The following is a 24,830-nucleotide window of genomic DNA, read 5'->3' as shown; positions in this document are numbered from 1 at the left end:
TGACAGTGAAGTTAAAAAATTCTCTGAGATGTTTGCAAGCGGGCCAGTCCCCTGAGCCGATATTTCATACCAACAGAGTGTGGCGATCCATGGTTGGTGAGCATGCTCGGCCCGTCCGAGAAGCCTTAAAATCATGACGACACATTCACCTTGAACCAAGGGTTCAAGGGTTACAGCCTGCGGCGGCATCTCGGAGATTCCCCTCTTCTACCCACAACGACCATGACGCAACTGCCCGATTCACTTCCGTCACGACAAGCAATACGCAAACAGATTCGTCAACGCCGACGAGAAATCACCAGCGCCCAACAGCGCCAATTCGCTGAACAAGCCGCGCTGCGCATGATGGCCTGGCCTCCTGTAGTGATGGCACACACCGTCGCCCTGTTTCTCTCCTTTGACGGCGAGCTTGATACCCAGCCGCTGCTCGAACAGCTCTGGCGAAGTGGCAAACGCGTTTACCTTCCCGTACTACACCCCTTCAGCCCCGGCAACCTGCTCTTTTTGCACTACCATCCGCACAGCGAACTGGTGACTAATCGTCTGAACATTCAGGAGCCGAAGCTGGACGTGCGTGATGTGCTCCCCTTGAGCCAGCTCGATGTGCTTATTACGCCGTTAGTCGCCTTTGATGAACAGGGGCAGCGCCTCGGCATGGGTGGGGGTTTCTATGACAGAACATTGCAAAACTGGCGCGCGTATGGCGTGCAGCCGGTCGGTTATGCTCATGATTGCCAGCGCGTAGAGAAGCTACCGGTGGAGGAGTGGGATGTTCCGCTGCCTGCGGTGATCACACCTTCAACGGTGTGGGAGTGGTAAGCGTTTTGTTCCCCTCCCGGACGGGAGAGGAACAGCTAACGAACCTTAGAACAGCAGACGGGAACGAATGGTGCCCGGAATCGCTTTCATGCTCTGTAGCGCGGTCTGCGCAACCTCTTCTTCCGCTTCGATATCGACCACAACATAGCCCATATGCGGCGTGGTTTGCAGATACTGCGCCGCGATGTTGATGTTCTGGCTGGCGAAAATCTGGTTAAGCGCCGTCAGCACACCAGGGCGGTTTTCATGGATATGCAGCAGACGGCGACCGCCGTGCAGCGGCAGGGAGACTTCCGGGAAGTTCACCGCCGAGAGCGTAGAGCCGTTATCAGAGTACTTAATCAGCTTACCGGCGACTTCCAGGCCGATGTTCTCCTGCGCTTCCTGGGTTGAACCGCCGATGTGCGGTGTCAGGATAACGTTGTCAAACTCGCAAAGCGGCGAATCAAACGGATCGCTGTTGGTGGCTGGTTCAGTCGGGAAGACGTCAATCGCCGCGCCCGCCAGATGCTTGCGCTTCAGGGCATCGCACAGCGCAGGGATATCCACCACCGTGCCGCGTGCGGCGTTGATCAGCAGCGCGCCGGGCTTCATCAGCGCCAGTTCCTCTTCGCCAATCATATTCTTCGTTGAGGCGTTTTCCGGCACGTGGAGGCTGATCACGTCGCTCATGTTCAGCAGATCGGAGAGATGCTGCACCTGCGTGGCGTTGCCGAGCGGCAGTTTGTTCTCGATATCGTAAAAGAAGACGTGCATCCCGAGCGATTCAGCGAGAATGCCGAGCTGCGTACCAATATGGCCGTAGCCGATGATGCCAAGCTTTTTGCCGCGCGCTTCATAGGAGCCGACCGCCAGTTTGTTCCAGATACCGCGGTGAGCTTTGGCGTTCGCTTCCGGAATGCCGCGCATCAACAGCAGCAGTTCACCTATCACTAACTCCGCCACGGAACGGGTGTTGGAGAAGGGGGCGTTAAATACCGGAATACCGCGTTTCGCCGCCGCTTCCAGGTTGACCTGGTTGGTGCCGATGCAGAAACAGCCGATGGCGACCAGCTTTTCCGCCGCGGCGATGACATCTTCAGTCAGTTGAGTACGGGATCGCAGGCCAATGAAGTGGGCATCGCGGATGGACTCTTTCAGCTGCTCGCTATCCAGTGCGCCCTTGTGGAATTCGATGTTGTTATAACCTGCCGCACGGAGGCTTTCGACCGCTTTCTGGTGCACCCCTTCGACGAGCAGAAATTTAATCTTGTCTTTCTCCAGTGATACCTTTGCCATTTACCCGACCCTGTTTTATGTCTGACTGTGATGTTGTGCGGAGGAAAACCGCGTTAGCCAACATATCAAAAAAAACTATCGCGGCAATATGAACGTTTGCGTCACCGCTCTGAAGAGATCTCATCCAGCGGGAAATGACAGAGAAAAATGCTGCAAAAGCAGAGGCTCGCGGCAGGGATGCGAGATGAAGGGGTAAAACGTGACAGATATCACCAAATTTAACGATCACAGATTTTTCCCGGGAGACGGCGGCCTCCCGGTCAGATCATTTCACGATGGTTTTAACGCCATCTTCGGTGCCGATCAGCGCCACGTCAGCGCCGCGAATAGCGAATAAGCCCACCGTGACGACACCGGGAATATTGTTGATGGTGTTCTCCATCGCGATGGGATCGAGAATTTCCAGACCATAGACATCAAGGATGACGTTGCCGTTATCCGTCACCACATTCTGGCGATACTCCGGGCGACCGCCGAGCCTGGCCAGTGAGCGCGCGACTGCGCTTCGCGCCATTGGAATCACTTCAACCGGCAGCGGAAATGTGCCGAGGATCGGCACCTGCTTTGAGGCATCCGCAATACAGATAAACTTATCCGCCACCGAGGCGATGATCTTCTCGCGGGTCAGGGCCGCGCCGCCGCCTTTGATCATCTGCATCTGGTCGTTGATCTCATCCGCGCCGTCAACGTAGATCCCCAGGCGATCGACTGCGTTAAGATCGAAAACGGTAATGCCTAAGCTTTTCAGCTTCTCGGTGGAAGCATCCGAACTGGAAACCGCGCCTTCGATCTGCCCTTTCATGGTACCCAGCGCGTCAATAAAGTGTGCCGCGGTGGAGCCGGTGCCTACGCCGACAATGGTGCCGGGTTCAACATAGTGAAGTGCTGCCCAGCCCACTGCTTTTTTGAGTTCATCCTGCGTCATGGTCGTTCGCCTGTGGTGTGAAATTTCAGGCGCATTATAAATAGGCTCTGCCGAAAAGTCCCTGTGACCTGTGTCACAATACAGGACAACCAATTTCGTCTGCCACGACGGAAAATTTATGTCATAGTGCGAAAGTCTATTTTTCAGGAGATTGCCCGAGCAATGAAACGTCCGGACTACAGAACATTACAGGCACTTGATGCAGTTATCCGTGAGCGTGGGTTTGAGCGTGCTGCGCAAAAGCTCTGTATTACTCAGTCCGCCGTGTCGCAGCGCATCAAGCAACTGGAGAACATGTTCGGGCAGCCACTGCTGGTGCGTACCGTTCCGCCACGTCCTACCGAGCAGGGGCAAAAACTGCTGGCGCTATTGCGTCAGGTTGAACTGCTGGAAGAGGAGTGGCTGGGCGATGAGCAGACGGGCTCTACGCCGCTGCTGCTATCGCTGGCGGTCAACGCCGACAGTCTGGCGACCTGGCTGCTGCCCGCACTCGCGCCGGTTCTGGTCGACTCCCCGATTCGCCTCAACTTGCAGGTGGAAGATGAAACCCGCACCCAGGAGCGCCTGCGTCGCGGTGAAGTGGTTGGCGCGGTGAGTATCCAGCCTCAGGCGCTGCCAAGCTGCCTGGTGGATAAACTGGGCGCGCTCGATTACCTGTTTGTCGGCTCGAAAGAGTTTGCCGAACGCTACTTCCCCAACGGGGTGACCCGATCCGCGCTGCTGAAAGCGCCTGCGGTGGCGTTTGACCATCTCGACGATATGCACCAGGCCTTTTTGCAGCAATATTTCGATCTGCCCCCCGGCAGCGTCCCCTGCCATATCGTCAACTCATCAGAAGCCTTTGTGCAGCTGGCGCGCCAGGGAACAACCTGCTGCATGATCCCACATCTGCAGATTGAAAAAGAGCTGGCCAGCGGTGAGCTTATCGATCTGACACCGGGTCTGCTGCAGCGCCGTATGCTCTACTGGCACCGCTTTGCGCCGGAAAGCAGAATGATGCGCAACGTCACCGACGCCCTGCTGGCGTTCGGTCATCGGGTATTGCGACAGGATTAAGAGAGACCCTCTCCCCGGATGAGGAGAGGGAAGCCAGCGTTACTTCGCGGCTGGCGTTGACTGCGGCTGTTGCTGCTGTTGTTGCGCCTGATTAGGCTCAATCTGGAAGACCACATCAACCTGATCGTCAAACTGAATGGTCGGCTGTTCGTAGGTCTCCTGGGCAGCAGATTCGGCTGGCGCATCGGCTTTCATCATGCGCACCATCGGGCTCGGCTGATAGTTAGAGACATGGTAACGAACGCTATAGACCGGGCCCAGTTTGGCATTGAAACCGGCAGCCAGCTGCTGCGCCTGACGGGTCGCGTCATCAATCGCCGCCTTACGGGCTTTATCTTTAAACGATTCTGATTGCGCAACGCCCAGCGAGACGGAGCGAATTTCGTTAAGACCCGCTTTCAGCGCGCCATCAAGCAGCGAGTTAAGCTTATCCAGCTCGCGCAGCGTCACTTCCACGGTGCGCACGGCACGATAGCCTTTCAGAATGCTTTTGCCATTCTGGTAGTCGTAATCGGGCTGGGTGCGTAAGTTCGCAGAGTTGATATCTTTACGGGCGATACCATTTTGCTCAAGGAAGCTCAGGTATTGCGCAACGCGATCGTCCGCCTGCTTCTTGGCTGAGGCCGCATCTTTCGCGGCGACGTTCACTTCAATCGCCAGGGTGGCGATATCGGGGGTCGCGTCCACGCTTGCCGTACCCGTCGTGACAATGTGCGGGCCATCCGGCAACTCACTGGCCTGAACCGCCATTGCGCTGAAACCTACCATTGCCGCCAGGGCTATCACTTTACGTTTCACAGGTACTCCTCCATGTTACTCAATTACGTCCTGTTGCACGGACGCCTGGCAGCAAGCTTAGCCGCTTACGCCTGATTGTCCATCGGACTTACCTTAACTGAATAATCCTTGCAAATGGTTCACACCTTCCGCCGCCAGTTTCAGCGCGATAAACCACATCACCAGCCCCACCAGGATATTAATAACCCGCTGCGCCGCGGCGGTGCGCAAGCGCGGTGCAAGCCAGGCGGCCAGTAGCGCAAGGCTGAAGAACCAGAGAAAAGAGGCGCTAATGGTGCCGAGGGCAAACCAGCGTTTCGGCAACTCTGCCAGCTGCCCGCCAAGGCTGCCGAGCACCACGAAGGTATCGAGATAGACATGCGGATTGAGCCAGGTGACGGCCAGCATAGTCGCGATAATCTGCCCACGTCCCTGGCGAAGCGCCTGTGCATTTTCCAGATCAATATTACGGGCGAAAGCGGTTTTCAGCGCGCCGAAGCCGTACCACAGCAGAAACAGCACCCCACCCCAGGTGACCAGGGCCAGCAACCACGGCGACTGCATCAATAAGGCACTACCGCCAAATACGCCGGCGCAAATCAGCGCAACATCACTCAGGGTGCAGAGTAGCGCGGTCATGATGTGATACTGCCGACGGATGCCCTGGTTCATGACAAACGCATTTTGCGGCCCCAGCGGCAAAATCAGGGCTGCGCCGAGCATAAGCCCTTGTAAATAATAAGATAACACGTCGTATATCCATTCGGTTTATTGCAGGAAGCTGACTATACCTCGCTGAAATTATTAGGTGAAATTGATAATTTTAATCTGCCATTAACCAGACTAATGACGACAGGGACAAAAAAGGCCGACAGTGTCGGCCTTATCGTTACTGGTCAGCGTTATCTTTGACCCGTTTGAAATTCACGTCCATTTGCGGGTACGGGAAGCTAATACCTTCCTCATCGAAGCGGCGCTTAATGGTCTCAAGCACGTCCCAGTAGACGTTTTGCAAATCGCTGCTTTTGCTCCAGATTCGCACCACAAAGTTGATCGATGATGCACCCAGTTCATTCAGCCGTACGGTGATGTCGCGATCTTTCAGGATGCGCTCGTCAGCCTGGATGATGTCATTAAGCACTCGCTTAACGTGGTCGATATCTGAATCATACGCCACGCCAATGATCAGCTCGTTACGGCGCACCGGCTCGCGAGAGAAGTTGACGATGTTGCCCGCGATGATTTTACCGTTCGGGACAACAATAATTCGCCCATCAATCGTGCGCAGGGTGGTTGAGAAAATCTGCACCTGCAATACCGTGCCGGCCACGCCGCCCAGATCCACATACTCGCCAGAGCGGAACGGACGGAAGGTCACCAGCAGCACGCCTGCCGCGAGGTTCGAGAGCGATCCCTGCAGCGCCAGGCCAATGGCCAGGCCGGCGGCACCAAGTACCGCGATAACCGATGCCGTTTGTACACCGACGCGTCCCAGCGCGGCAATCAGGGTGAACGCGATAATACCGTAGCGCACCAGCGCGGAGAGGAAGTCCGCAACGGTGGCGTCAATATGTCTTGCACGCATCACCCGGTTGGCGGCGTTGGAGATAATACGCGCCACAATCATACCGACGATGATGATGGCGATAGCCGCCACGATATTGACGGCGTAGCTCAACAGCAGCGCCTGGTTGTTTACCAGCCACGAGCCTGCGTTGTTGATGCTATCGACAACGTGAAGATCTTCCATATTGTGCTTCCTTCTATTGTTCCAGAATGGAAAAAACGCCCCTTGCCAAAAGGACAGCCCTCTAAAGGGTAAACAAAAAAAGGCGCTTTCGCCAAATAGTTAACGTCAACGGATGAATAGCAGCTTGTTGAATTCGCAATAAAAAAGCCCGCAAAATGCGGGCCTTTTCGGAAAAGAGCGGCGTAAATTACAGAACGTCTACGGCGTTCAGCTCTTTAAATGCCTGCTCCAGACGCGTTACCATGCTGGTCTGCGCTGCACGCAGCCATACGCGCGGATCGTAGTATTTCTTGTTCGGCTGGTCTTCGCCTTTCGGGTTGCCCAGCTGGCTCTGCAGGTAGCCTTCGTTATCTTTGTAGTACTTCAGGATACCGTTCCAGGTTGCCCATTGGGTGTCGGTATCGATGTTCATTTTGATAACGCCGTAGCTTACGGAGTCTTTGATTTCCTGCTCAGAAGAACCGGAACCGCCGTGGAATACGAAGTTCAGGCTGTTGTGCGGCAGGTTGTGTTTTTTGGAAACAAACTCCTGAGAGTCGCGCAGGATAGTAGGGGTCAGTTTAACGTTACCTGGCTTGTAAACGCCGTGCACGTTACCGAAGGAAGCGGCGATGGTGAAACGCGGGCTGATGGCGTTCAGCTTGGTGTAAGCGTAATCCACATCTTCTGGCTGGGTGTAGAGAGCAGATGCGTCCATATGGCTGTTGTCGACGCCATCTTCTTCGCCGCCGGTGCAGCCCAGTTCGATCTCAAGGGTCATGCCCATTTTGGACATGCGCTCCAGGTACTTAGAGCAGATCTCGATGTTCTCTTCCAGGGACTCTTCAGACAGGTCGATCATGTGAGAAGAGAAGAGCGGTTTACCGGTCGCAGCAAAGTGTTTTTCACCCGCGTCCAGCAGGCCGTCGATCCACGGCAGCAGTTTTTTCGCGCAGTGGTCAGTGTGCAGAATGACCGGCACACCGTAGTGTTCTGCCATCTGGTGAACATGATGCGCGCCAGAGATAGCACCCAGAATAGCCGCGCCCTGCGGAACGTCCGTTTTCACGCCTTTGCCGGCGATGAATGCAGCGCCGCCGTTAGAGAACTGTACGATAACCGGCGCGCGAACTTTCGCAGCGGCTTCCAGAACGGCGTTGATGGAGTCAGTGCCCACGCAGTTAACTGCCGGCAGAGCGAAGTTGTTTTCTTTAGCTACCTGGAACACTTTCTGAACGTCATCACCAGTGATCACGCCAGGTTTTACGAAATCAAAAATTTTAGACATGTTACGTAGTCCTGTATCTTTGGCCTGGAAAAATGCGTGCCTTTTAGCGCGCTGAAATTAAGGCGGGTTGCCCCGCCCTGCTGATCTTACTTCTTAGCGCGCTCTTCGAGCATGGCTACTGCCGGCAGAACTTTGCCTTCCACGAATTCGAGGAATGCGCCACCGCCAGTGGAGATGTAGGAGATCTTGTCAGCGATACCGAACAGATCGATAGCAGCCAGCGTGTCGCCGCCGCCTGCGATGGAGAACGCATCGCTGTCAGCGATGGCATTCGCCACGATTTCGGTACCTTTACGGAAGTTCGGGAACTCAAAGACGCCAACCGGACCATTCCACAGAATAGTTTTGGCGTTTTTCAGGATTTCAGCCAGCTTCTGCGCGGAAACGTCGCCCAAATCCAGAATTTGCTCATCATCTTTGATGTCATTAACGGATTTCAGCGTCGCGTTGGCAGTTTCGGAGAACTCCGTCGCCACGCGCACGTCTGTCGGAACCGGGATATCGCAGGTGTTCAGCAGACGTTTGGCTTCGTCAACCAGATCTGCTTCGTACAGGGATTTACCAACGTTATGACCCTGGGCCGCAACGAAGGTGTTGGCGATGCCGCCACCAACGATCAGCTGATCGGCGATTTTGGACAGGGAGTCCAGCACGGTCAGTTTGGTTGAGACTTTGGAACCGCCAACGATAGCAACCATCGGGCGAGCCGGCTCTTTCAGTGCTTTACCCAGCGCGTCCAGCTCTTCTGCCAGCAGCGGGCCTGCGCACGCAACATCAGCAAATTTGCCTACGCCGTGAGTCGAAGCCTGCGCACGATGCGCAGTACCAAAGGCGTCCATCACAAAGACATCGCACAGCGCGGCATATTTCTTCGCCAGCGTTTCGTCGTCTTTTTTCTCGCCTTTGTTGAAGCGTACGTTTTCCAGCACGACCAGCTCACCGGCAGCGATTTCAACGCCGTCCAGGTAATCTTTTGCCAGGCGAACCGGGTTGGAGAGTTTGTCTTTCAGATAGTTAACTACCGGAAGCAGAGAGAATTCTTCGTTGTATTCACCTTCGGTCGGGCGACCCAGGTGAGACGTTACCATCACTTTCGCGCCCTGCTTCAGCGCCAGTTCGATGGTCGGCAGAGAAGCACGAATACGCGCATCGCTGGTCACTTTCCCTTCTTTAACCGGTACGTTCAGATCCGCACGGATTAGAACGCGTTTACCAGCCAGATCCAGATCGGTCATCTTAATTACAGACATGGTGAATCCTCTCGATGATTCTTAAGTTTTGTAGACACTCGCGTGCCTTACCTGAAACTCACTGCAGCTATTGCTAACGTTGTGTCGAGCATGCGGTTAGCAAAGCCCCATTCGTTGTCGCACCACACAAGGGTTTTAATCAGGTGCGAACCACTGACCCGGGTTTGCGTGCCATCGACAATGGCGCTGTGCGGATCGTGGTTAAAATCAATTGAGACCAACGGTAATTCCGTATAGTCAACTATACCATGAAATGTTCCCTGCGCTGCTTTTTGCAGCAACTGGTTGACTTCACTCGCTTTTACCGGCTTTTTCACCGTTACGCTTAAATCAATGGCGGTGACGTTAATCGTCGGTACGCGCACCGCAATCGCTTCGAATTTGTCATTAAACTGGGGGAAAATACGCGAGATGCCCGCCGCCAGCTTGGTATCGACCGGGATAATTGACTGGCTGGCTGCGCGCGTACGGCGCAGATCGGCATGGTAGGCGTCAATCACCTGCTGATCGTGCATCGCCGAGTGAATGGTCGTTACCGTTCCCCACTCAATGCCGTAAGCCTCGTCGAGCAGCTTAATCACCGGAATAATGCAATTCGTGGTACAGGAGGCGTTGGAGACAAGGTGATCTTCAGGACGCAGCGTCAGATGGTTCACGCCAAATACGATGGTTGCGTCGAGATCGCTGCTGCCGGGATGGGAGAAGAGTACTTTTTTCGCGCCTGCCTCGAGGTGGGTTTCGCCATCTTCACGGCTGCCATAGACGCCGGTGCAATCAAGCACGATATCAACGCCCAGTTCGCGCCACGGCAGCGCAGAAATCTCGCTTTCGTGCAGGATGCGAATCGCATCGTCGCCAATAAACAGCTGTTCCCGCTCCTGGCGCACGTCCCAGGCAAAACGCCCGTGGCTGGTGTCATACTTCAGCAGATGCGCGATGCCCGCGGCGTCCGCCAATTCATTGATTGCCACCACGGTGATCTCGGCGCGACGCCCCGATTCGTACAGTGCCCGAACCACGTTGCGCCCGATGCGACCAAAACCATTAATCGCTATGCGTAGGCTCATAACTCTCCTGCAAGGCCAGCCCGCCTGAAGTGGATGACAGAGTAATCCAGTCGCCACCTGAGGGGAATCCTCGCCTGCCTGAACTGCGTCTGTTTGCTTATTTGTCGAACATTTAATCGACTGAAACGGTTCAGCTAGAATAAGCGAAAGCCGGAATAAAAGGAATGATTGTCCAGACGGATTCACCAGTAATCTGACTTGCATCACATTTTTACTGGAATAATTGCCGACATAAGGCGGAAGTTAAGGCAGGGAAGAGAAGCTAACGAGAGGGAGGAAAAAGCGTCCATGCTGGTTTATCAGACGGGAGAGCGTGTTGCGAATCATTAAACAGAGTGGATCGATCGGAGCTAAGCCGCCCCCGTTTCACTCCCCCGCTTCTGCGCTAGGAAAGGGTGCACTAAACGCGGCCTAAAACCAGCTGCGCTCCGGCACCTGCGGCTCAGTGCGATCCGCGCGCGGCATTTCGACCGGCAGCGAAGAGAGCTCTTTCGCCCACAGATCGGCCACCCATTTGACGCCCTTCGCGGTGAAGCGCGCCTGCGACCAGCTATGGCTGTTTTCGCCCACGCCGCCATGCACGGTGAAGTAGCCCGCATCGATATGGTACTGCGGCGGCATCAGCGTGCCGTTAACCCGCTGCATAATATTGCGCTCCAGCAAAAAGCGGCGGAACTGCGGCTCTTTCACGCGCAGCATTTTGCACAGCTGGCGAAAACCGAGCGACTCTTCAACCCGCACGTACTGGTCGAAAAACTCCGCTTTTGGCGCGGTAATGGCAAGCTGCGCCTCCGCACGCTGGCGTTTTTCATACTGCTCCGCCCAGGCACGCGCCGCCGCGGCAGGATTAGTAAAGTCCGGCAAGCCGACGCTTTTTTCGCGCTCCTGCCAGCGATCGAGCATTTCAGCAGTAAAGGCAGGAGAAAGGCGTGAAACCGTCAACAGTGAGTCGCGCTTATTAAGCAAAAACTCCTGCCGCATTTCGCCCTCGCGCTCGTAAGCATTGGCGCTTACCGGCTGGGAAAGACGTTGCGCAGTTTCCAGGCTTTTAACCATCCGTTTAACTTCGGCATGGGTTACGCCCGTCAGCTTCGCGATTTCGCGGCTGCTGATGGTCGTCGCGGCAGCCTGCGAATTGAGATGTTCACCAGAGATCACCATGTTCACTCCTTACTCAAACTCACATCAGTCAAGGTGAGGAAATAGTATACAACTTACTGGATAGATATCCAGTATATTTTTTACACATAGATCAAGGGTGTTTTTGGAGCGTTCAGTAAAAAAAGAGAGAGAGCGGTAAGGTCAGAATGTAGACGTGCCGGAGCGCAATAACGCCTGCTCCGGCACGGGATAGTGCAGGCCCGGTAAGCGAAACGTTACCGGGCAATGAGGATTACAGCAGCTCTTTCGCTTTAGCGACCACGTTATCCACGGTGAAGCCAAACTCTTCGAACAGCTGCTCTGCCGGCGCAGACTCACCAAAGGTGGTCATGCCAACCACTGCGCCGTTCAGGCCGGTGTACTTGCACCAGAAGTCGGCGATGCCGGCTTCTACCGCCACGCGCGCGCTGACCGCTTTCGGCAGCACCGCTTCACGATAGGCCGCATCCTGCTTGTCAAAGGTGTCGGTAGAGGGCATGGAGACCACGCGCGCTTTCACACCTTCAGCCGTCAGACGTTCCCATGCAGCAACGGCCAGCTCCACTTCAGAACCGGTGGCGATGAAGATCAGCTGTGGCTGACCGTCACAATCTTTCAGCACGTAACCACCGCGAGCGATATCCGCCAGCTGCTGCCCGGTACGCTCCTGCTGCGCCAGGTTCTGGCGGGAGAGGATCAGCGCCGTCGGGCCGTCGTGACGCTCAACGCCATATTTCCACGCAACCGCAGATTCCACCTGATCACACGGACGCCAGGTGCTGACGTTCGGGGTCAGGCGCAGAGAAGCGACCTGCTCGACCGGCTGGTGCGTCGGGCCATCTTCACCCAGACCGATAGAGTCGTGGGTGTAAACCAGCACCTGACGCTGCTTCATCAGCGCCGCCATACGTACCGCGTTACGCGCATACTCGACGAACATCAGGAAAGTGGAGGTGTACGGCACGAAACCGCCGTGCAGAGAGATACCGTTGGCAATTGCGGTCATGCCGAACTCGCGCACGCCGTAGTGAATGTAGTTGCCTGCGGCATCTTCATTGATCGCTTTCGAGCCGGACCACAGGGTCAGGTTAGAAGGCGCGAGGTCAGCGGAACCACCGAGGAACTCCGGCAGCAGCGGGCCAAACGCTTCGATAGCGTTTTGTGAGGCTTTACGGCTGGCGATTTTCGCCGGGTTTGCCTGCAGTTTGGCAATAAACTCGTTAGCTTTTGCCGCGAAATCGTCCGGCATCTCGCCTTTCATACGACGAGTAAACTCGGCAGCCAGTTCAGGGAACGCTTTCGCGTAAGCCGCGAACTTCTCGTTCCACGCAGACTCTTTAGCCTGACCAACTTCTTTCGCATCCCACTGCGCATAAATCTCAGACGGGATCTCAAACGGAGCGTGTTTCCAGCCCAGCTGTTCGCGGGTCAGCGCCACTTCCGCGTCGCCCAGCGGCGCACCGTGGGAGTCGTGGGTGCCGGCTTTGTTCGGCGAGCCGAAACCGATAATGGTTTTGCACATCAGCAGCGACGGTTTGTCGGTGACGCTGCGTGCTTCTTCAACGGCGCGTTTGATGGCATCGGCATCGTGGCCGTCTACGCCGCGAACAACGTGCCAGCCGTAGGCTTCAAAGCGTTTTGCGGTATCGTCGGTGAACCAGCCTTCAACATGCCCATCAATAGAGATGCCGTTGTCGTCATAGAACGCAACGAGTTTGCCCAGCTTCAGCGTACCGGCCAGCGAGCAGGCTTCGTGGGAGATGCCTTCCATCATGCAGCCGTCGCCCATAAAGGCGTAGGTGAAGTGGTCAACAATGTCGTGACCCGGACGGTTGAACTGTGCGGCCAGCGTCTTCTCGGCAATCGCCATACCGACTGCGTTTGCAATCCCCTGCCCCAGCGGGCCGGTGGTGGTTTCAACGCCCGCGGTGTAACCCACTTCCGGGTGACCCGGCGTTTTGGAGTGCAGCTGGCGGAAGTTTTGCAGTTCGGTAATCGGCAGATCGTAGCCGGTGAGGTGCAGCAGGCTGTAGATCAGCATCGAGCCGTGACCATTGGACAGCACAAAGCGGTCGCGGTCAGCCCATGCAGGATTCGTCGGGTTATGGTTCAGGAAATCACGCCATAACACTTCGGCGATGTCTGCCATGCCCATAGGGGCTCCCGGGTGACCGGATTTGGCTTTCTGTACCGCGTCCATGCTCAGCGCACGAATAGCATTGGCAAGCTCTTTACGTGAGGACATTTTGACTCCAGATCGGACTGTTAAGGGCTAATCCCGTAACGACTTGACGACAGCGCGTTTTGGGCTACGCCGGAAAAAAGTGCCAACAATGTAACCCAAGCGGGTAATCATGTACATGGAGCATCCTTTTGCGCTTCAGAAATCTCTGGAAGCCGCTCGCAAGTTGCGCAATCTCCTCGCCCGTCCAACACTCTCTTCTTTATACTGGCACTCACCGCCCTCTCGTGTAGATGTACGGCGGGGTAAAAATGACTCAACCATTGCGGAAGATAATAAATGAAAATTCGCCCAGCCCTCCTTGCTCTGGGAATGACAGCCCTGCTAGCCGGTTGTCAGAACATGGATTCAAACGGTTTTCTCAACTCCGGTGCGGAAGCCTTTCAGGCTTATACCCTGAGCGATGCGCAGGTCAAAGCCCTGAGCGACGACGCCTGTAAGCAGATGGACAGCAAAGCGACCATCGCACCTGCCAGCAGCGAATATAGCCAGCGTCTGAGCAAAATTGCCGCCGCCCTTGGCGACAACATCAACGGCCAGCCGGTGAACTACAAGGTTTATGTCACTAAAGACGTCAACGCCTTTGCCATGGCGAACGGCTGTATCCGCGTTTACAGCGGCCTGATGGATATGATGAACGACAATGAAGTCGAGGCGGTGATTGGTCACGAAATGGGCCACGTTGCGCTCGGCCACGTGAAGAAGGGGATGCAGGTGGCGCTCGGCACCAATGCGGTGCGTGCAGCGGCAGCCTCAGCGGGCGGCATCGTCGGCAGCCTGTCCCAGTCACAGCTTGGCGCGCTCGGGGAGAAACTGGTGAACTCGCAGTTCTCCCAGCGTCAGGAGTCGGAAGCGGATGACTACTCTTACGATCTGCTGCGCAAGCGCGGCATCAACCCGGTCGGCTTAGCCACCAGCTTCGAAAAGCTGGCGAAGATGGACCAGGGCCGTCAAAGCTCGATGTTTGACGACCACCCGGCTTCAGAAGCCCGTGCTCAGCATATTCGCGACCGTATGGCCGCAGACGGCATTAAGTAATCAATAAAGGAGGCGCTTGCCTCCTTTTTATTACACCCTGTCGCAGATAAAAAAATCCCCTCGCGCCAGCTGGCGGGAGGGGATCAATTTCATTACGGCTTACGCCTTAAGAAGAGGTCACTCATCCTCAAGATAGGTGTAACCGTAGAGACCCGCTTCGAACTCTTCAAGGAACTGCTGCTGCAGCGCATCGTCCAGCCCAGTCTCTTTGACCTGATCGCGGAACTGGGTTAACAGCTTGCCTGGATCGAGCTGCACATATTGCAGCATATCGGCCACGGTATCGCCTTCGTCAGAGAGCTCCACTTCCACGCTGCCATCCGGGAAGACAAACACGTCAACCGCTTCGGTATCGCCGAACAGGTTGTGCATGTTGCCGAGGATCTCCTGATAGGCGCCAACCATAAAGAAGCCCAGCATCGGCGGGTTCTCCGGATCGTACTCCGGCATCGGCATCGTTGTGGCAATACCATCGCCATCGACATAGTGATCGATAGCACCGTCAGAATCACAGGTAATATCGAGCAGCACTGCGCGGCGCTCCGGCGCATGATTCAACCCTTCCAGCGGCAGTACCGGGAAGAGCTGATCGATACCCCACGCATCCGGCATCGACTGGAACAGCGAGAAGTTGACGTACATCTTGTCCGCCATACGCTCCTGCAGTTCATCGATAATCGGACGGTGCGCGCGGTTGCTCGGATCGAGCTGCTTCTGCACTTCATGGCACATATTGAGGTAGAGCTGCTCAGCCCACGCGCGCTCTTGCAGGCTAAAGGCACCAGAGGAGTAACCGACGTGAATATCGTGCAGATCCATCTGGCTGTCATGCAGCCACTCGCGCAGCGAACGGCGCGTGCCCGGCTCATGCATCTCCTGCCAGGTTTCCCACATGCTTTGCAGCGCGCGCGGCGCATCCTCTGCCGGCGGAATAGCCGGAGTGTATTCGTTGCGCTCAACGCCGATAATATTGGAGACCAGCACCGTATGGTGCGCGGTGACCGCGCGTCCCGATTCGGTGATCACCGTCGGGTGCGGCAAACCGTGCTCGTCGCAGGCGTCGCCAATCGCCCAGATAATGTTGTTGGCGTACTCGTTCAGGCCGTAGTTAACGGAGCAGTCAGATTGCGAACGGGTGCCTTCATAATCCACACCCAGGCCACCGCCAACGTCGAAGCACTGAATGTTCACTCCCAGCTTGTGCAGCTCAACGTAGAAACGGGCCGATTCACGCACGCCGGTGGCGATATCACGAATATTGGCCATCTGCGAACCGAGGTGGAAGTGCAGCAGCTGAATACTGTCCAGACGACCGCGCTCGCGCAGGATCTCAACCAGTTGCAGCACCTGCGTCGCCGCTAAGCCGAATTTCGACTTTTCCCCCCCGGAGGATTGCCACTTGCCGGAGCCTTGCGATGCCAGACGCGCACGCACACCAAGGCGTGGGATCACGTTCAGACGCTCGGCTTCTTCCAGCACGATAGCGATTTCGCTCATCTTCTCGATCACCAGATAGACCTTGTGGCCCATCTTCTCGCCAATCAGCGCCAGGCGGATGTATTCACGGTCTTTATAGCCGTTACAGACGATCACCGAACGGGTCATGCCCGCATGGGCAAGCACCGCCATCAGTTCCGCTTTTGAACCCGCTTCCAGCCCCAGCGGTTCGCCGGAGTGGATCAGAGATTCAATAACGCGACGGTGCTGGTTCACCTTAATCGGGTAAACCAGGAAGTAGTCGCCGTTATAGCCATAGGATTCACGCGCACGTTTGAACGCGGCGTTAATTGAACGCAGACGATGTTGCAGGATCTGTGGGAAGCAGAAGAGCGCCGGTAAACGCTGGCCCTGCGCTTCACGCGCTTTCACCAGCTCTGCCAGATCGACACGCGCCTCGGGAACATCCGGATCCGGGCACACGCTGATGTGGCCAAGTTCGTTGACGTCGTAGTAGTTATTGCCCCACCAGGCAATATTGTAAGTACGTAGCATCTTGCTGGCTTCCTGGGAGCTCATCGCTACCTCCTGCATGGAACGTAGTGCACCTTGTTCGCCTGCTGACGAAGGCGAAACAGAAGAGATGTCGTCAGACATTGCGAACCTCACTTAATTAAAGTGTATACCCTGTGAACCCCACGCTGCTTGTTGGCGAGGCGAAGCGACACGGGGATGAAATAGTTGACTACTATCGCAGTGACACATAGCGATAACAACCCATAAACAGCCAGGATTTTCGGCATAACATGCCAAAGCACCGACTGCGCGACCGGTTTCTGGTTCATATGATAGTAAAACATCTATCCGGACCCGCGTATGACAGGCCGGCGAAACCACGAGAAAACTCCCGATACGTCAGGAGAGCCCTTGTTCAGTTATCACAATGCCTTACCGGCTCTGGAGTCCTGAGAAGCGCCGAAATGGGGATAACATCGGCTGGTTTGCAGATCAGAGATGCGAATGATGGGAAATGCATGCACGTCAGAACGACGCGGCAGAATGTTCGGAAAACGACGGTTCATTATTTCGTATCACCTCCACGCAAGCCATGACGACCCGCGACAAGCCAAAGCCATTAAATACACTGCTTAACCCGGCTGGAAGTGGCGACACAGCAGCGATGCCGTGCGCTTTTTTGATGAGCCGCGCGCGGCGTTTTATACCGATAACCGGGTGAAAAAGCAAAATAAAAAAGGCCTTCTTGCCGCATTGCCAGGAAAATTTTCCGTGACAGAGTGTGTCAGGCGCCGACGCAGATCAAAAAACGCTGGCAATGAGATGAATAAGTAACCTAAAATAGCCGTCCAGATGTTAATCCGTCCAGACCGATTAACACACAGACTTCTTGTGTCATCTTTGCGTAGCCACCGCGAAGAGAGCCGAACACAGAATTCGATTCAACCGAATTACACCAGGTGAAAATTTATTATGGCAAAACACCTTTTTACGTCCGAGTCCGTCTCTGAAGGGCATCCTGACAAAATCGCTGACCAAATTTCCGACGCCGTGCTGGATGCAATCCTCGAGCAGGACCCTAAAGCGCGCGTCGCTTGTGAAACGTACGTGAAAACCGGCATGGTGCTGGTCGGTGGCGAGATTACCACCAGCGCATGGGTGGATATCGAAGAGATCACCCGTAATACCGTGCGTGAAATCGGCTATGTTCACTCTGACATGGGCTTTGACGCCAACTCCTGCGCCGTGCTGAGCGCAATCGGTAAGCAGTCCCCGGATATCAACCAGGGCGTTGACCGTGCCGATCCGCTGGAACAGGGCGCGGGCGACCAGGGCCTGATGTTTGGCTACGCGACAAACGAAACCGACGTGCTGATGCCAGCGCCGATCACCTACGCTCACCGCCTGGTTGAACGCCAGGCCGAAGTGCGCAAAAACGGCACCCTGCCGTGGCTGCGTCCGGATGCGAAAAGCCAAGTCACCTTCCAGTACGACGATGGCAAAATCGTCGGCATTGATGCTGTGGTGCTCTCCACCCAGCATTCAGAAGAGATCGACCAGAAATCGCTGCAGGAAGCGGTAATGGAAGAGATCATCAAGCCGATCCTGCCGACCGAGTGGCTGAACGACTCGACTAAATTCTTTATCAACCCGACCGGCCGTTTTGTTATCGGCGGCCCGATGGGCGACTGTGGTCTGACCGGCCGTAAAATCATCGTCGACACCTACGGCGGCATGGCCCGTCACGGCGGCGGCGCGTTCTCCGGTAAAGATCCGTCGAAAGTTGACCGCTCCGCTGCGTACGCGGCGCGTTATGTGGCGAAAAATATCGTTGCTGCTGGCCTTGCCGATCGCTGTGAAATCCAGGTCTCCTACGCTATTGGCGTGGCAGAGCCGACCTCAATCATGGTTGAAACCTTCGGCACCGAGAAAGTGACCACCGAGCAGTTAACGCTGCTGGTTCGTGAGTTCTTCGACCTGCGTCCGTACGGTCTGATCCAGATGCTGGATCTGCTGCACCCGATCTACAAACAGACCGCTGCATACGGTCACTTTGGTCGCGAATCTTTCCCGTGGGAAAAAACCGACAAAGCCGCGCTGCTGCGCGATGCTGCCGGTCTGAAATAATCCACCGCTCGCACCGACTTAAAGGCCAGCCTCGCGCTGGCCTTTTTCATGTTTACACGGTTTGTGTCCACCATATTCCCTTTGTGCAGCTATACTCACTCTGCCCATAACTGTTTAATTTGAAAGCGATTACATCAGTCGCTAAACGTTCCCCTCTTCTTTCAGCCCCGCCTGAAATGGGTGCGCGTCATAATTGTTACATTACGCTTCGGTTTAGTCTGAAATAGCGGCCTGCCATTAACCATTCATTGTCAAGAATCCTATAATCCTCAACACTTTTATTTACATTCGTGGCCTGCCCGAAATGTAACCGATTACACTCATGTGATGCATATCACTACTTTTCGTTTATGAGTGACCTAACTTTTATCACGATAAAATTAATGACATGAATGGAGGGCATAATGCCTGACAATAAGAAACAGAAGCATTCCAACAAGGCCATGACCTTTTTTGTCTGCTTTCTCGCAGCACTCGCAGGATTACTTTTTGGTCTGGATATTGGCGTGATTGCGGGCGCACTGCCCTTCATCACGGAAGATTTTCAAATTAGCTCGCACACTCAGGAGTGGGTGGTGAGTTCAATGATGTTTGGTGCTGCCGTTGGCGCAGTCGGCAGCGGCTGGCTCTCCTGGCGTCTCGGGCGGAAAAAGAGCCTGATGATCGGTGCCGTGCTCTTTGTTATCGGCTCTCTCTGCTCTGCCGCCGCACCGAACGTCGAGTTCCTGATCGTCTCGCGCGTGCTGCTCGGCCTGGCAGTCGGTATCGCCTCTTATACCGCCCCGCTCTACCTCTCTGAAATCGCACCGGAAAAAATCCGCGGCAGTATGATTTCGATGTATCAGCTGATGATCACCATCGGTATTCTCGGCGCGTACCTTTCCGACACCGCGTTCAGTTATAGCGGCGCATGGCGCTGGATGCTGGGTGTGATCATCATTCCGGCAGTGCTGCTGCTGATTGGCGTCTTCTTCCTGCCGGACAGCCCACGCTGGTTCGCCGCGAAACGCCGCTTCCACGATGCAGAACGGGTGCTGCTACGCCTGCGCGATACCAGCGCCGAAGCGAAAAACGAGCTGGATGAGATCCGCGAAAGCCTGAAAGTGAAGCAGACCGGCTGGGCGCTGTTCAAAGAGAACAGCAACTTCCGCCGCGCGGTCTTCCTCGGCGTGCTGTTGCAGATCATGCAACAGTTCACCGGGATGAACGTCATCATGTATTACGCGCCGAAAATCTTTGAACTGGCAGGTTATACCAACACCACTGAACAGATGTGGGGAACAGTGATTGTCGGCCTGACCAACGTGCTGGCAACCTTCATTGCGATCGGTCTGGTGGACCGCTGGGGCCGTAAGCCGACGCTGGTGCTGGGCTTTCTGGTGATGGCCGCCGGTATGGGTATTCTCGGTACGATGCTGCATATGGGCATCCACTCGCCGTCAGCGCAATACTTCGCTGTCGCCATGCTGCTGATGTTTATCGTCGGCTTCGCAATGAGCGCCGGTCCGCTGATTTGGGTTCTCTGCTCCGAAATCCAGCCGCTGAAAGGCCGCGATTTTGGTATCACCCTCTCCACCGCCACTAACTGGATCGCCAACATGATTGTCGGCGCCACCTTCCTGACGATGCTGAACACGCTGGGCAACGCCAACACCTTCTGGGTGTACGGCGGTCTGAACGTGCTGTTCATTGTCCTCACGCTGTGGCTGGTGCCGGAAACCAAACATGTTTCACTGGAGCACATCGAGCGCAACCTGATGCGTGGTCGTCCGCTGCGTGAAATTGGTTCCCGTGACTGATTAATGCCCTTCAGGCTTCCTCTGCGGAGGAAGCCTTTTTGCTTATTGCACTCGCGCCCCGCCCATCCTATTCTCTGCAGTTATGAAAACACCCCGCCTCCCTATCGCCCTCCAGCAAGCTGTTATGCGTAGCCTGCGGGAAAAACTCGCCCTCGCCAACCAGAAGCTTGAGCGTAACTACCCTGAACCGAAGCTGGTCTATCATCAGCGCGGCACCGCCGCCGGTACAGCGTGGCTTGCGGATTATGAAATTCGCCTTAATCCGGTGCTGTTGCTGGAGAACCAGCAGGCTTTTATTGATGAAGTGGTTCCCCATGAGCTGGCGCATCTGCTGGTGTGGAAAGAGTTTGGTCGCGTTGCGCCGCACGGCAAAGAGTGGAAGTGGATGATGGAGAGCGTGCTCGGTGTGCCCGCACGGCGAACGCATCAGTTTGAGCTGGAATCGGTGCGACGCAACACCTTCCCCTACCGCTGTAAATGCCAGCAGCATCAGTTGACCCTGCGTCGCCATAATCGGGTGGTGCGCGGCGAGGCGATCTACCGCTGCGTGCGCTGCGGCGAGCCGTTAATGGCTGAAGCGGCTAACTGAATCCATTAAGAAGTTTTATGCGCTAACTGATTGCATCAGGAAGCACCTTCCGCTACGTTGCGAGCTCGTTTTGACAGGGAGTTCGCTATGTTCCGTTTTATACCTTTTCTCTTCACGTTGCTGGCAGTGCCTGCCCTGGCCGCCAACGGTATCAACAACTTCTCCCAGGCCAAAGCGGCCGGTGTGAAAATGAATGCCGACGCGCCGGGTGACTTTTACTGCGGCTGTAAAATCACCTGGCAGGGCAAAAAAGGGGTCGTCGATCTCGCCTCCTGCGGCTACAAAGTGCGTAAAAATGAGAACCGCGCCAGCCGTATTGAGTGGGAGCATGTGATGCCCGCCTGGCAATTCGGCCACCTGCGTCAGTGCTGGCAAGATGGCGGACGAAAACAGTGCGCCAAAGATCCGGTCTACCGCAAAATTGAGAGCGATATGCATAACCTGCAACCCGCTGTCGGCGAGGTAAATGGCGATCGCGGCAACTTTATGTACAGCCAGTGGAACGGCGGTGAAGGGCAGTATGGTCAGTGCGAGATGAAGGTCGATTTCAAAGCGAAGCTGGCTGAACCGCCGGTACGCGCGCGTGGCGCCATTGCCCGCACCTACTTCTATATGCGCGATCAGTACCAGTTGCCGCTCTCACGCCAGCAAACCCAGCTTTTCACCGCCTGGGATAAACTCTATCCGGTCACTGCGTGGGAGTGCACGCGCGACGAGCGTATCGCGGCAGTACAGGGCAACCATAACCCGTATGTGCAGCGCGCTTGCATGGCGCGAAAGAGCTAACCTACACTAGCGCCATTGTTAACATCCGCCCTGCCGTGCGGGGCGGTAATCTGAACGGATCTAAAACATGCGCATTCCCCGCATCCATCACCCAGAATGTATTCAGCCGGGCAGTGAAATTGCCCTCAGCGAGGATGCCGCCAACCACGTCGGACGCGTGCTGCGTATGGGCCCGGGCCAGGCGGTGCAGCTTTTCGACGGCTCCAACCAGGTTTTCGAAGCACAAATCACCCACGCTGATAAAAAAAGCGTGCGCGTCAAGGTGCTGCGCGGCGAGATAGACGATCGTGAATCACCGCTACACATTCATCTCGGCCAGGTGATGTCGCGCGGGGAAAAGATGGAATTCACCATCCAGAAATCGATCGAGCTTGGCGTAAGCCTCATTACGCCACTTTTTTCTGAGCGCTGCGGCGTTAAACTGGACGCCGAACGCCTGAACAAAAAGCTGCAGCAATGGCAAAAGATCGCCATCGCCGCCTGTGAACAGTGCGGGCGTAACCGTGTTCCGGAGATTCGCCCGGCCATGGATCTCGAAACCTGGTGTGCTGAAGAGGAGAGCGGTCTGAAGCTCAACCTCCATCCGCGCGCCAGCCAGAGCATCAACACCTTGCCCCTGCCCGTCGAGCGCGTGCGTCTGCTGATCGGCCCGGAAGGCGGTTTATCTGCCGATGAGATTGCCATGACCGCGCGCTATCAGTTTACGGATATTTTGTTAGGTCCCCGCGTGCTACGCACCGAGACAACGGCGCTTACCGCCATCACCGCACTTCAGGTTCGCTTCGGCGACCTGGGTTGAAAGGAGAAGCAGAATGATTAAGCTCGGCATCGTGATGGATCCCATCGCGGACATTAACATCAAGAAAGACTCCAGCTTCGCCATGCTGCTGGAAGCACAGCGCCGCGGCTACGAGCTGCACTATATGGAGATGGCCGATCTCTACCTGATTAACGGTGAAGCCCGTGCCCGCACGCGTACCCTCTCCGTCGAGCAGGACTATGACAAATGGTATGAATTTGGCAGCGAGCAGGATATCGCGCTGGCCGATCTCGACACCGTGCTGATGCGTAAAGATCCGCCGTTCGACACCGAGTATATCTACGCGACCTATATCCTTGAGCGTGCGGAAGAGAAAGGTACACTGATTGTTAACAAACCGCAGAGCCTGCGCGACTGCAACGAGAAGCTCTTTACCGCCTGGTTCCCGGACCTGACGCCAGAAACGCTGGTCACCCGCGATAAAGCGCGTCTGAAAGCCTTCTGGCTGAAGCACACCGACATTATTCTCAAGCCGCTGGACGGCATGGGCGGCACCTCGATTTTCCGCGTCAAAGAGGGCGATCCTAACCTCTCAGTGATCACCGAAACCCTGACCGAGCTGGGCACTCGCTACTGCATGGCACAGAACTATCTGCCCGCCATTAAAGAGGGCGACAAACGTGTGCTGGTTGTCGATGGCGAACCGGTGCCTTACTGCCTGGCGCGCGTGCCGCAGGGCGGGGAAACCCGTGGCAACCTGGCAGCCGGTGGCCGCGGTGAACCGCGTCCGCTGACCGAGAGCGACTGGGCAATCGCGCGTAAAGTTGCGCCGGTGCTGAAAGCCAAAGGGCTTATCTTCGTTGGTCTCGATATCATCGGCGATCGCCTGACTGAAATTAACGTCACCAGCCCGACCTGCATCCGTGAAATCGAAGCCGAATTCCCGGTCTCCATCACCGGTATGTTGATGGACGCTATCGAAAAACGTCTGGCTAAATAAGCATCACACAGGGTGCGAGCGAGAGCCCGCGCCCTTCCCGCTTTATATCGTGACAGCAACACTACTTTCCCCCCATACTACGTTGTCGCTTTTTTGAACCAGGAACAGAACCTCTGACAATGAATTTACAGCATCACTTTCTTATTGCCATGCCTGCTCTCCAGGATCCCCTCTTCCGACGCTCCGTTGTCTATATCTGCGAGCACAGCGAGGAAGGGGCGATGGGGCTTATCATCAATAAGCCGCTGGAAAACCTGACGGTAGAAGGCGTGCTCGAAAAACTGAAAATCGAGGCCGTTGATCGTGACCCGGCGATCCGTCTTGATAAACCGGTGCTGCTTGGCGGCCCGCTGGCGGAAGATCGCGGCTTTATCCTGCACACGCCGCCGGGTGGTTTTGCTTCCAGCATTCGCGTCTCGGACAACACCGTGGTCACCACCTCGCGTGACGTGCTGGAGACGCTCGGCACCGGTGAACAACCTGCTGAGGTGATGGTCGCGCTGGGCTACTCGTCGTGGGATAAGGGGCAGCTGGAGGAGGAGATCCTTGATAACGCGTGGCTTACCGCGCCGGCAGATCTCAATATCCTGTTTAAAACGCCTATCGCCGATCGCTGGCGCGAAGCGGCAAAACTTATCGGCATCGATATTTCGACCATGCCTGGCGTCGCGGGGCATGCCTGATGAGCGGCACACTGCTGGCGTTTGATTTCGGTACCAAAAGCATTGGCGTTGCCATCGGGCAGCGTATTACCGGGACGGCGCGCGCGCTGACGGCGCTGAAAGCGCAGGATGGCACGCCGGAGTGGAAGCGGATCGAGAATCTGCTCAAAGAGTGGCAGCCCGAAGCGGTGATAGTTGGTTTGCCGCTCAATATGGATGGCACCGAGCAGCTGCTGACCGCCCGCGCCCGCAACTTTGCCAATAAAATCCATGGCCGTTTTGGCGCGAAAGTGATCCTGCATGATGAACGGTTAAGCACCGTTGAAGCGCGCGCCGGGCTGTTTGAACGCGGCGGGTTCCGCGCTCTTGATAAAGGCAGCGTCGACTCAGCCTCGGCGGTAATTATTCTCGAAAGCTATTTCGAACTGCACCCGTAACCCTGCCCGTTCTCTTCTCTCTTTTCTCATAGCCGCGATCATGTCGCGGCTTTCTGCCGATCCCTCTCACACTTTCCAGTCCCGCTTTTTGCATTCCTGCTAATGTTT

At 55.8% G+C, this 24,830-nt stretch carries 24 protein-coding genes and 1 other RNA gene; 12 read left to right on the top strand and 13 right to left on the bottom strand.

All coding sequences use genetic code 11. The annotated features are described in order from the left end of the window. The first annotated feature begins 17 nt into the window (after positions 1-17). Positions 18-201, top strand: a non-coding RNA gene (gene ssrS / locus PU683_RS07375) — 6S RNA. 21 nt (positions 202-222) lie between these two features. Continuing rightward, positions 223-819 (top strand): 5-formyltetrahydrofolate cyclo-ligase, encoded by a 597-nt coding sequence (locus tag PU683_RS07370; RefSeq protein WP_277170867.1) that lies wholly within the window; start codon positions 223-225, stop codon positions 817-819. 45 nt (positions 820-864) lie between these two features. Here the strand turns inward: PU683_RS07370 and serA are convergent, their stop codons facing one another. Both serA and rpiA read right to left on the bottom strand, forming a co-directional pair. Then, entirely contained in the window at positions 865-2,097 is a 1,233-nt protein-coding gene (gene serA / locus PU683_RS07365; protein ID WP_277170866.1) for a phosphoglycerate dehydrogenase, read from the bottom strand. A 265-nt stretch (positions 2,098-2,362) separates the two neighbouring features. Beyond that, a complete protein-coding gene (gene rpiA, locus PU683_RS07360) occupies positions 2,363-3,022 on the bottom strand; it encodes a ribose-5-phosphate isomerase RpiA (protein ID WP_277170865.1) in 660 nt (219 codons plus the stop codon). A gap of 162 nt (positions 3,023-3,184) precedes the next feature. Between rpiA and argP the strand changes: the two genes are divergently transcribed. Beyond that, complete coding sequence (gene argP, locus PU683_RS07355; RefSeq protein WP_023480875.1) at positions 3,185-4,078, top strand: DNA-binding transcriptional regulator ArgP; 894 nt, start codon at positions 3,185-3,187, stop codon at positions 4,076-4,078. 39 nt (positions 4,079-4,117) lie between these two features. On the opposite strand, the gene PU683_RS07350 is transcribed toward argP, so the two are convergent. The 8 genes from PU683_RS07350 to tkt all read right to left on the bottom strand — a co-directional run bounded on the left by PU683_RS07350 (position 4,118) and on the right by tkt (position 13,574). Continuing rightward, a complete protein-coding gene (locus PU683_RS07350) occupies positions 4,118-4,876 on the bottom strand; it encodes an oxidative stress defense protein (RefSeq protein ID WP_023480810.1) in 759 nt (252 codons plus the stop codon). Positions 4,877-4,969: 93 nt separating this feature from the next. Then, positions 4,970-5,605 carry an arginine exporter ArgO gene (argO, locus tag PU683_RS07345; protein WP_277170864.1) on the bottom strand — a complete coding sequence of 212 codons (636 nt, stop codon included), beginning with the start codon at positions 5,603-5,605 and terminating at the stop codon, positions 4,970-4,972. A gap of 139 nt (positions 5,606-5,744) precedes the next feature. Continuing rightward, positions 5,745-6,605, bottom strand: a complete 861-nt coding sequence (gene mscS, locus PU683_RS07340) for a small-conductance mechanosensitive channel MscS (RefSeq protein ID WP_277170863.1) — start codon at positions 6,603-6,605, stop codon at positions 5,745-5,747. Between the two features lie 187 nt (positions 6,606-6,792). Beyond that, positions 6,793-7,872 carry a class II fructose-bisphosphate aldolase gene (gene fbaA / locus PU683_RS07335; RefSeq protein WP_277170862.1) on the bottom strand — a complete coding sequence of 360 codons (1,080 nt, stop codon included), beginning with the start codon at positions 7,870-7,872 and terminating at the stop codon, positions 6,793-6,795. A gap of 86 nt (positions 7,873-7,958) precedes the next feature. Further along, positions 7,959-9,122, bottom strand: a complete 1,164-nt coding sequence (gene pgk / locus PU683_RS07330) for a phosphoglycerate kinase (RefSeq protein ID WP_277170861.1) — start codon at positions 9,120-9,122, stop codon at positions 7,959-7,961. Between the two features lie 47 nt (positions 9,123-9,169). Further along, entirely contained in the window at positions 9,170-10,189 is a 1,020-nt protein-coding gene (epd, locus tag PU683_RS07325) for an erythrose-4-phosphate dehydrogenase (protein ID WP_277170860.1), read from the bottom strand. A gap of 411 nt (positions 10,190-10,600) precedes the next feature. After that, a complete protein-coding gene (locus PU683_RS07320) occupies positions 10,601-11,350 on the bottom strand; it encodes a phage antirepressor KilAC domain-containing protein (RefSeq protein WP_277170859.1) in 750 nt (249 codons plus the stop codon). Between the two features lie 232 nt (positions 11,351-11,582). Next, positions 11,583-13,574 (bottom strand): transketolase, encoded by a 1,992-nt coding sequence (tkt, locus tag PU683_RS07315; protein ID WP_277170858.1) that lies wholly within the window; start codon positions 13,572-13,574, stop codon positions 11,583-11,585. A 276-nt stretch (positions 13,575-13,850) separates the two neighbouring features. On the opposite strand from tkt, the gene loiP reads away from it, so the two are divergent. Further along, positions 13,851-14,609: a metalloprotease LoiP gene (gene loiP / locus PU683_RS07310; protein ID WP_277170857.1), complete on the top strand. Its 759-nt coding sequence runs from the start codon at positions 13,851-13,853 to the stop codon at positions 14,607-14,609. 117 nt (positions 14,610-14,726) lie between these two features. Here loiP and speA read toward each other — a convergent pair whose 3' ends face one another. The 3 genes from speA to PU683_RS22420 form a co-directional block, all read right to left on the bottom strand. After that, on the bottom strand, positions 14,727-16,703 hold the full coding sequence (gene speA / locus PU683_RS07305) for a biosynthetic arginine decarboxylase (protein WP_277170856.1): 1,977 nt from the start codon (positions 16,701-16,703) through the stop codon (positions 14,727-14,729). 8 nt (positions 16,704-16,711) lie between these two features. Further along, positions 16,712-16,891, bottom strand: a complete 180-nt coding sequence (gene yqgB, locus PU683_RS22365) for an acid stress response protein YqgB (protein ID WP_431190929.1) — start codon at positions 16,889-16,891, stop codon at positions 16,712-16,714. A 93-nt stretch (positions 16,892-16,984) separates the two neighbouring features. Beyond that, entirely contained in the window at positions 16,985-17,128 is a 144-nt protein-coding gene (locus PU683_RS22420) for a hypothetical protein (RefSeq protein WP_419979817.1), read from the bottom strand. A gap of 406 nt (positions 17,129-17,534) precedes the next feature. Between PU683_RS22420 and metK the strand changes: the two genes are divergently transcribed. The 8 genes from metK (at position 17,535) to ruvX (ending at position 24,722) form a co-directional block, all read left to right on the top strand. Continuing rightward, positions 17,535-18,689: a methionine adenosyltransferase gene (metK, locus tag PU683_RS07295; protein ID WP_277170855.1), complete on the top strand. Its 1,155-nt coding sequence runs from the start codon at positions 17,535-17,537 to the stop codon at positions 18,687-18,689. Positions 18,690-19,093: 404 nt separating this feature from the next. Then, the gene (locus tag PU683_RS07290; RefSeq protein ID WP_277170854.1) at positions 19,094-20,488 is read left to right on the top strand and encodes a sugar porter family MFS transporter; all 1,395 of its coding nucleotides are present in this window, start codon (positions 19,094-19,096) and stop codon (positions 20,486-20,488) included. Between the two features lie 82 nt (positions 20,489-20,570). Next, positions 20,571-21,077: a SprT family zinc-dependent metalloprotease gene (locus PU683_RS07285; protein ID WP_277170853.1), complete on the top strand. Its 507-nt coding sequence runs from the start codon at positions 20,571-20,573 to the stop codon at positions 21,075-21,077. Positions 21,078-21,164: 87 nt separating this feature from the next. Next, entirely contained in the window at positions 21,165-21,863 is a 699-nt protein-coding gene (gene endA, locus PU683_RS07280; protein ID WP_277170852.1) for a deoxyribonuclease I, read from the top strand. Between the two features lie 67 nt (positions 21,864-21,930). Then, positions 21,931-22,662: a 16S rRNA (uracil(1498)-N(3))-methyltransferase gene (gene rsmE / locus PU683_RS07275; RefSeq protein WP_277170851.1), complete on the top strand. Its 732-nt coding sequence runs from the start codon at positions 21,931-21,933 to the stop codon at positions 22,660-22,662. A 13-nt stretch (positions 22,663-22,675) separates the two neighbouring features. Then, positions 22,676-23,623, top strand: coding sequence for a glutathione synthase (gene gshB, locus PU683_RS07270; RefSeq protein ID WP_277170850.1), 948 nt, complete (start codon positions 22,676-22,678; stop codon positions 23,621-23,623). 119 nt (positions 23,624-23,742) lie between these two features. Further along, positions 23,743-24,306 carry a YqgE/AlgH family protein gene (locus PU683_RS07265; protein WP_124967306.1) on the top strand — a complete coding sequence of 188 codons (564 nt, stop codon included), beginning with the start codon at positions 23,743-23,745 and terminating at the stop codon, positions 24,304-24,306. Continuing rightward, complete coding sequence (ruvX, locus tag PU683_RS07260) at positions 24,306-24,722, top strand: Holliday junction resolvase RuvX (RefSeq protein ID WP_277170849.1); 417 nt, start codon at positions 24,306-24,308, stop codon at positions 24,720-24,722. The genes PU683_RS07265 and ruvX overlap by 1 nt, the downstream gene beginning before the upstream one ends. Positions 24,723-24,830 lie beyond the last annotated feature (108 nt).

Source organism: Candidatus Kosakonia sp. 282A-S69, from assembly GCF_029433855.1.
Lineage (GTDB): Bacteria > Pseudomonadota > Gammaproteobacteria > Enterobacterales > Enterobacteriaceae > Kosakonia > Kosakonia cowanii_A.
The sequence above is the reverse complement of the archived record's forward strand: the minus strand, read 5'-3'. Positions and strand labels throughout refer to the sequence as shown.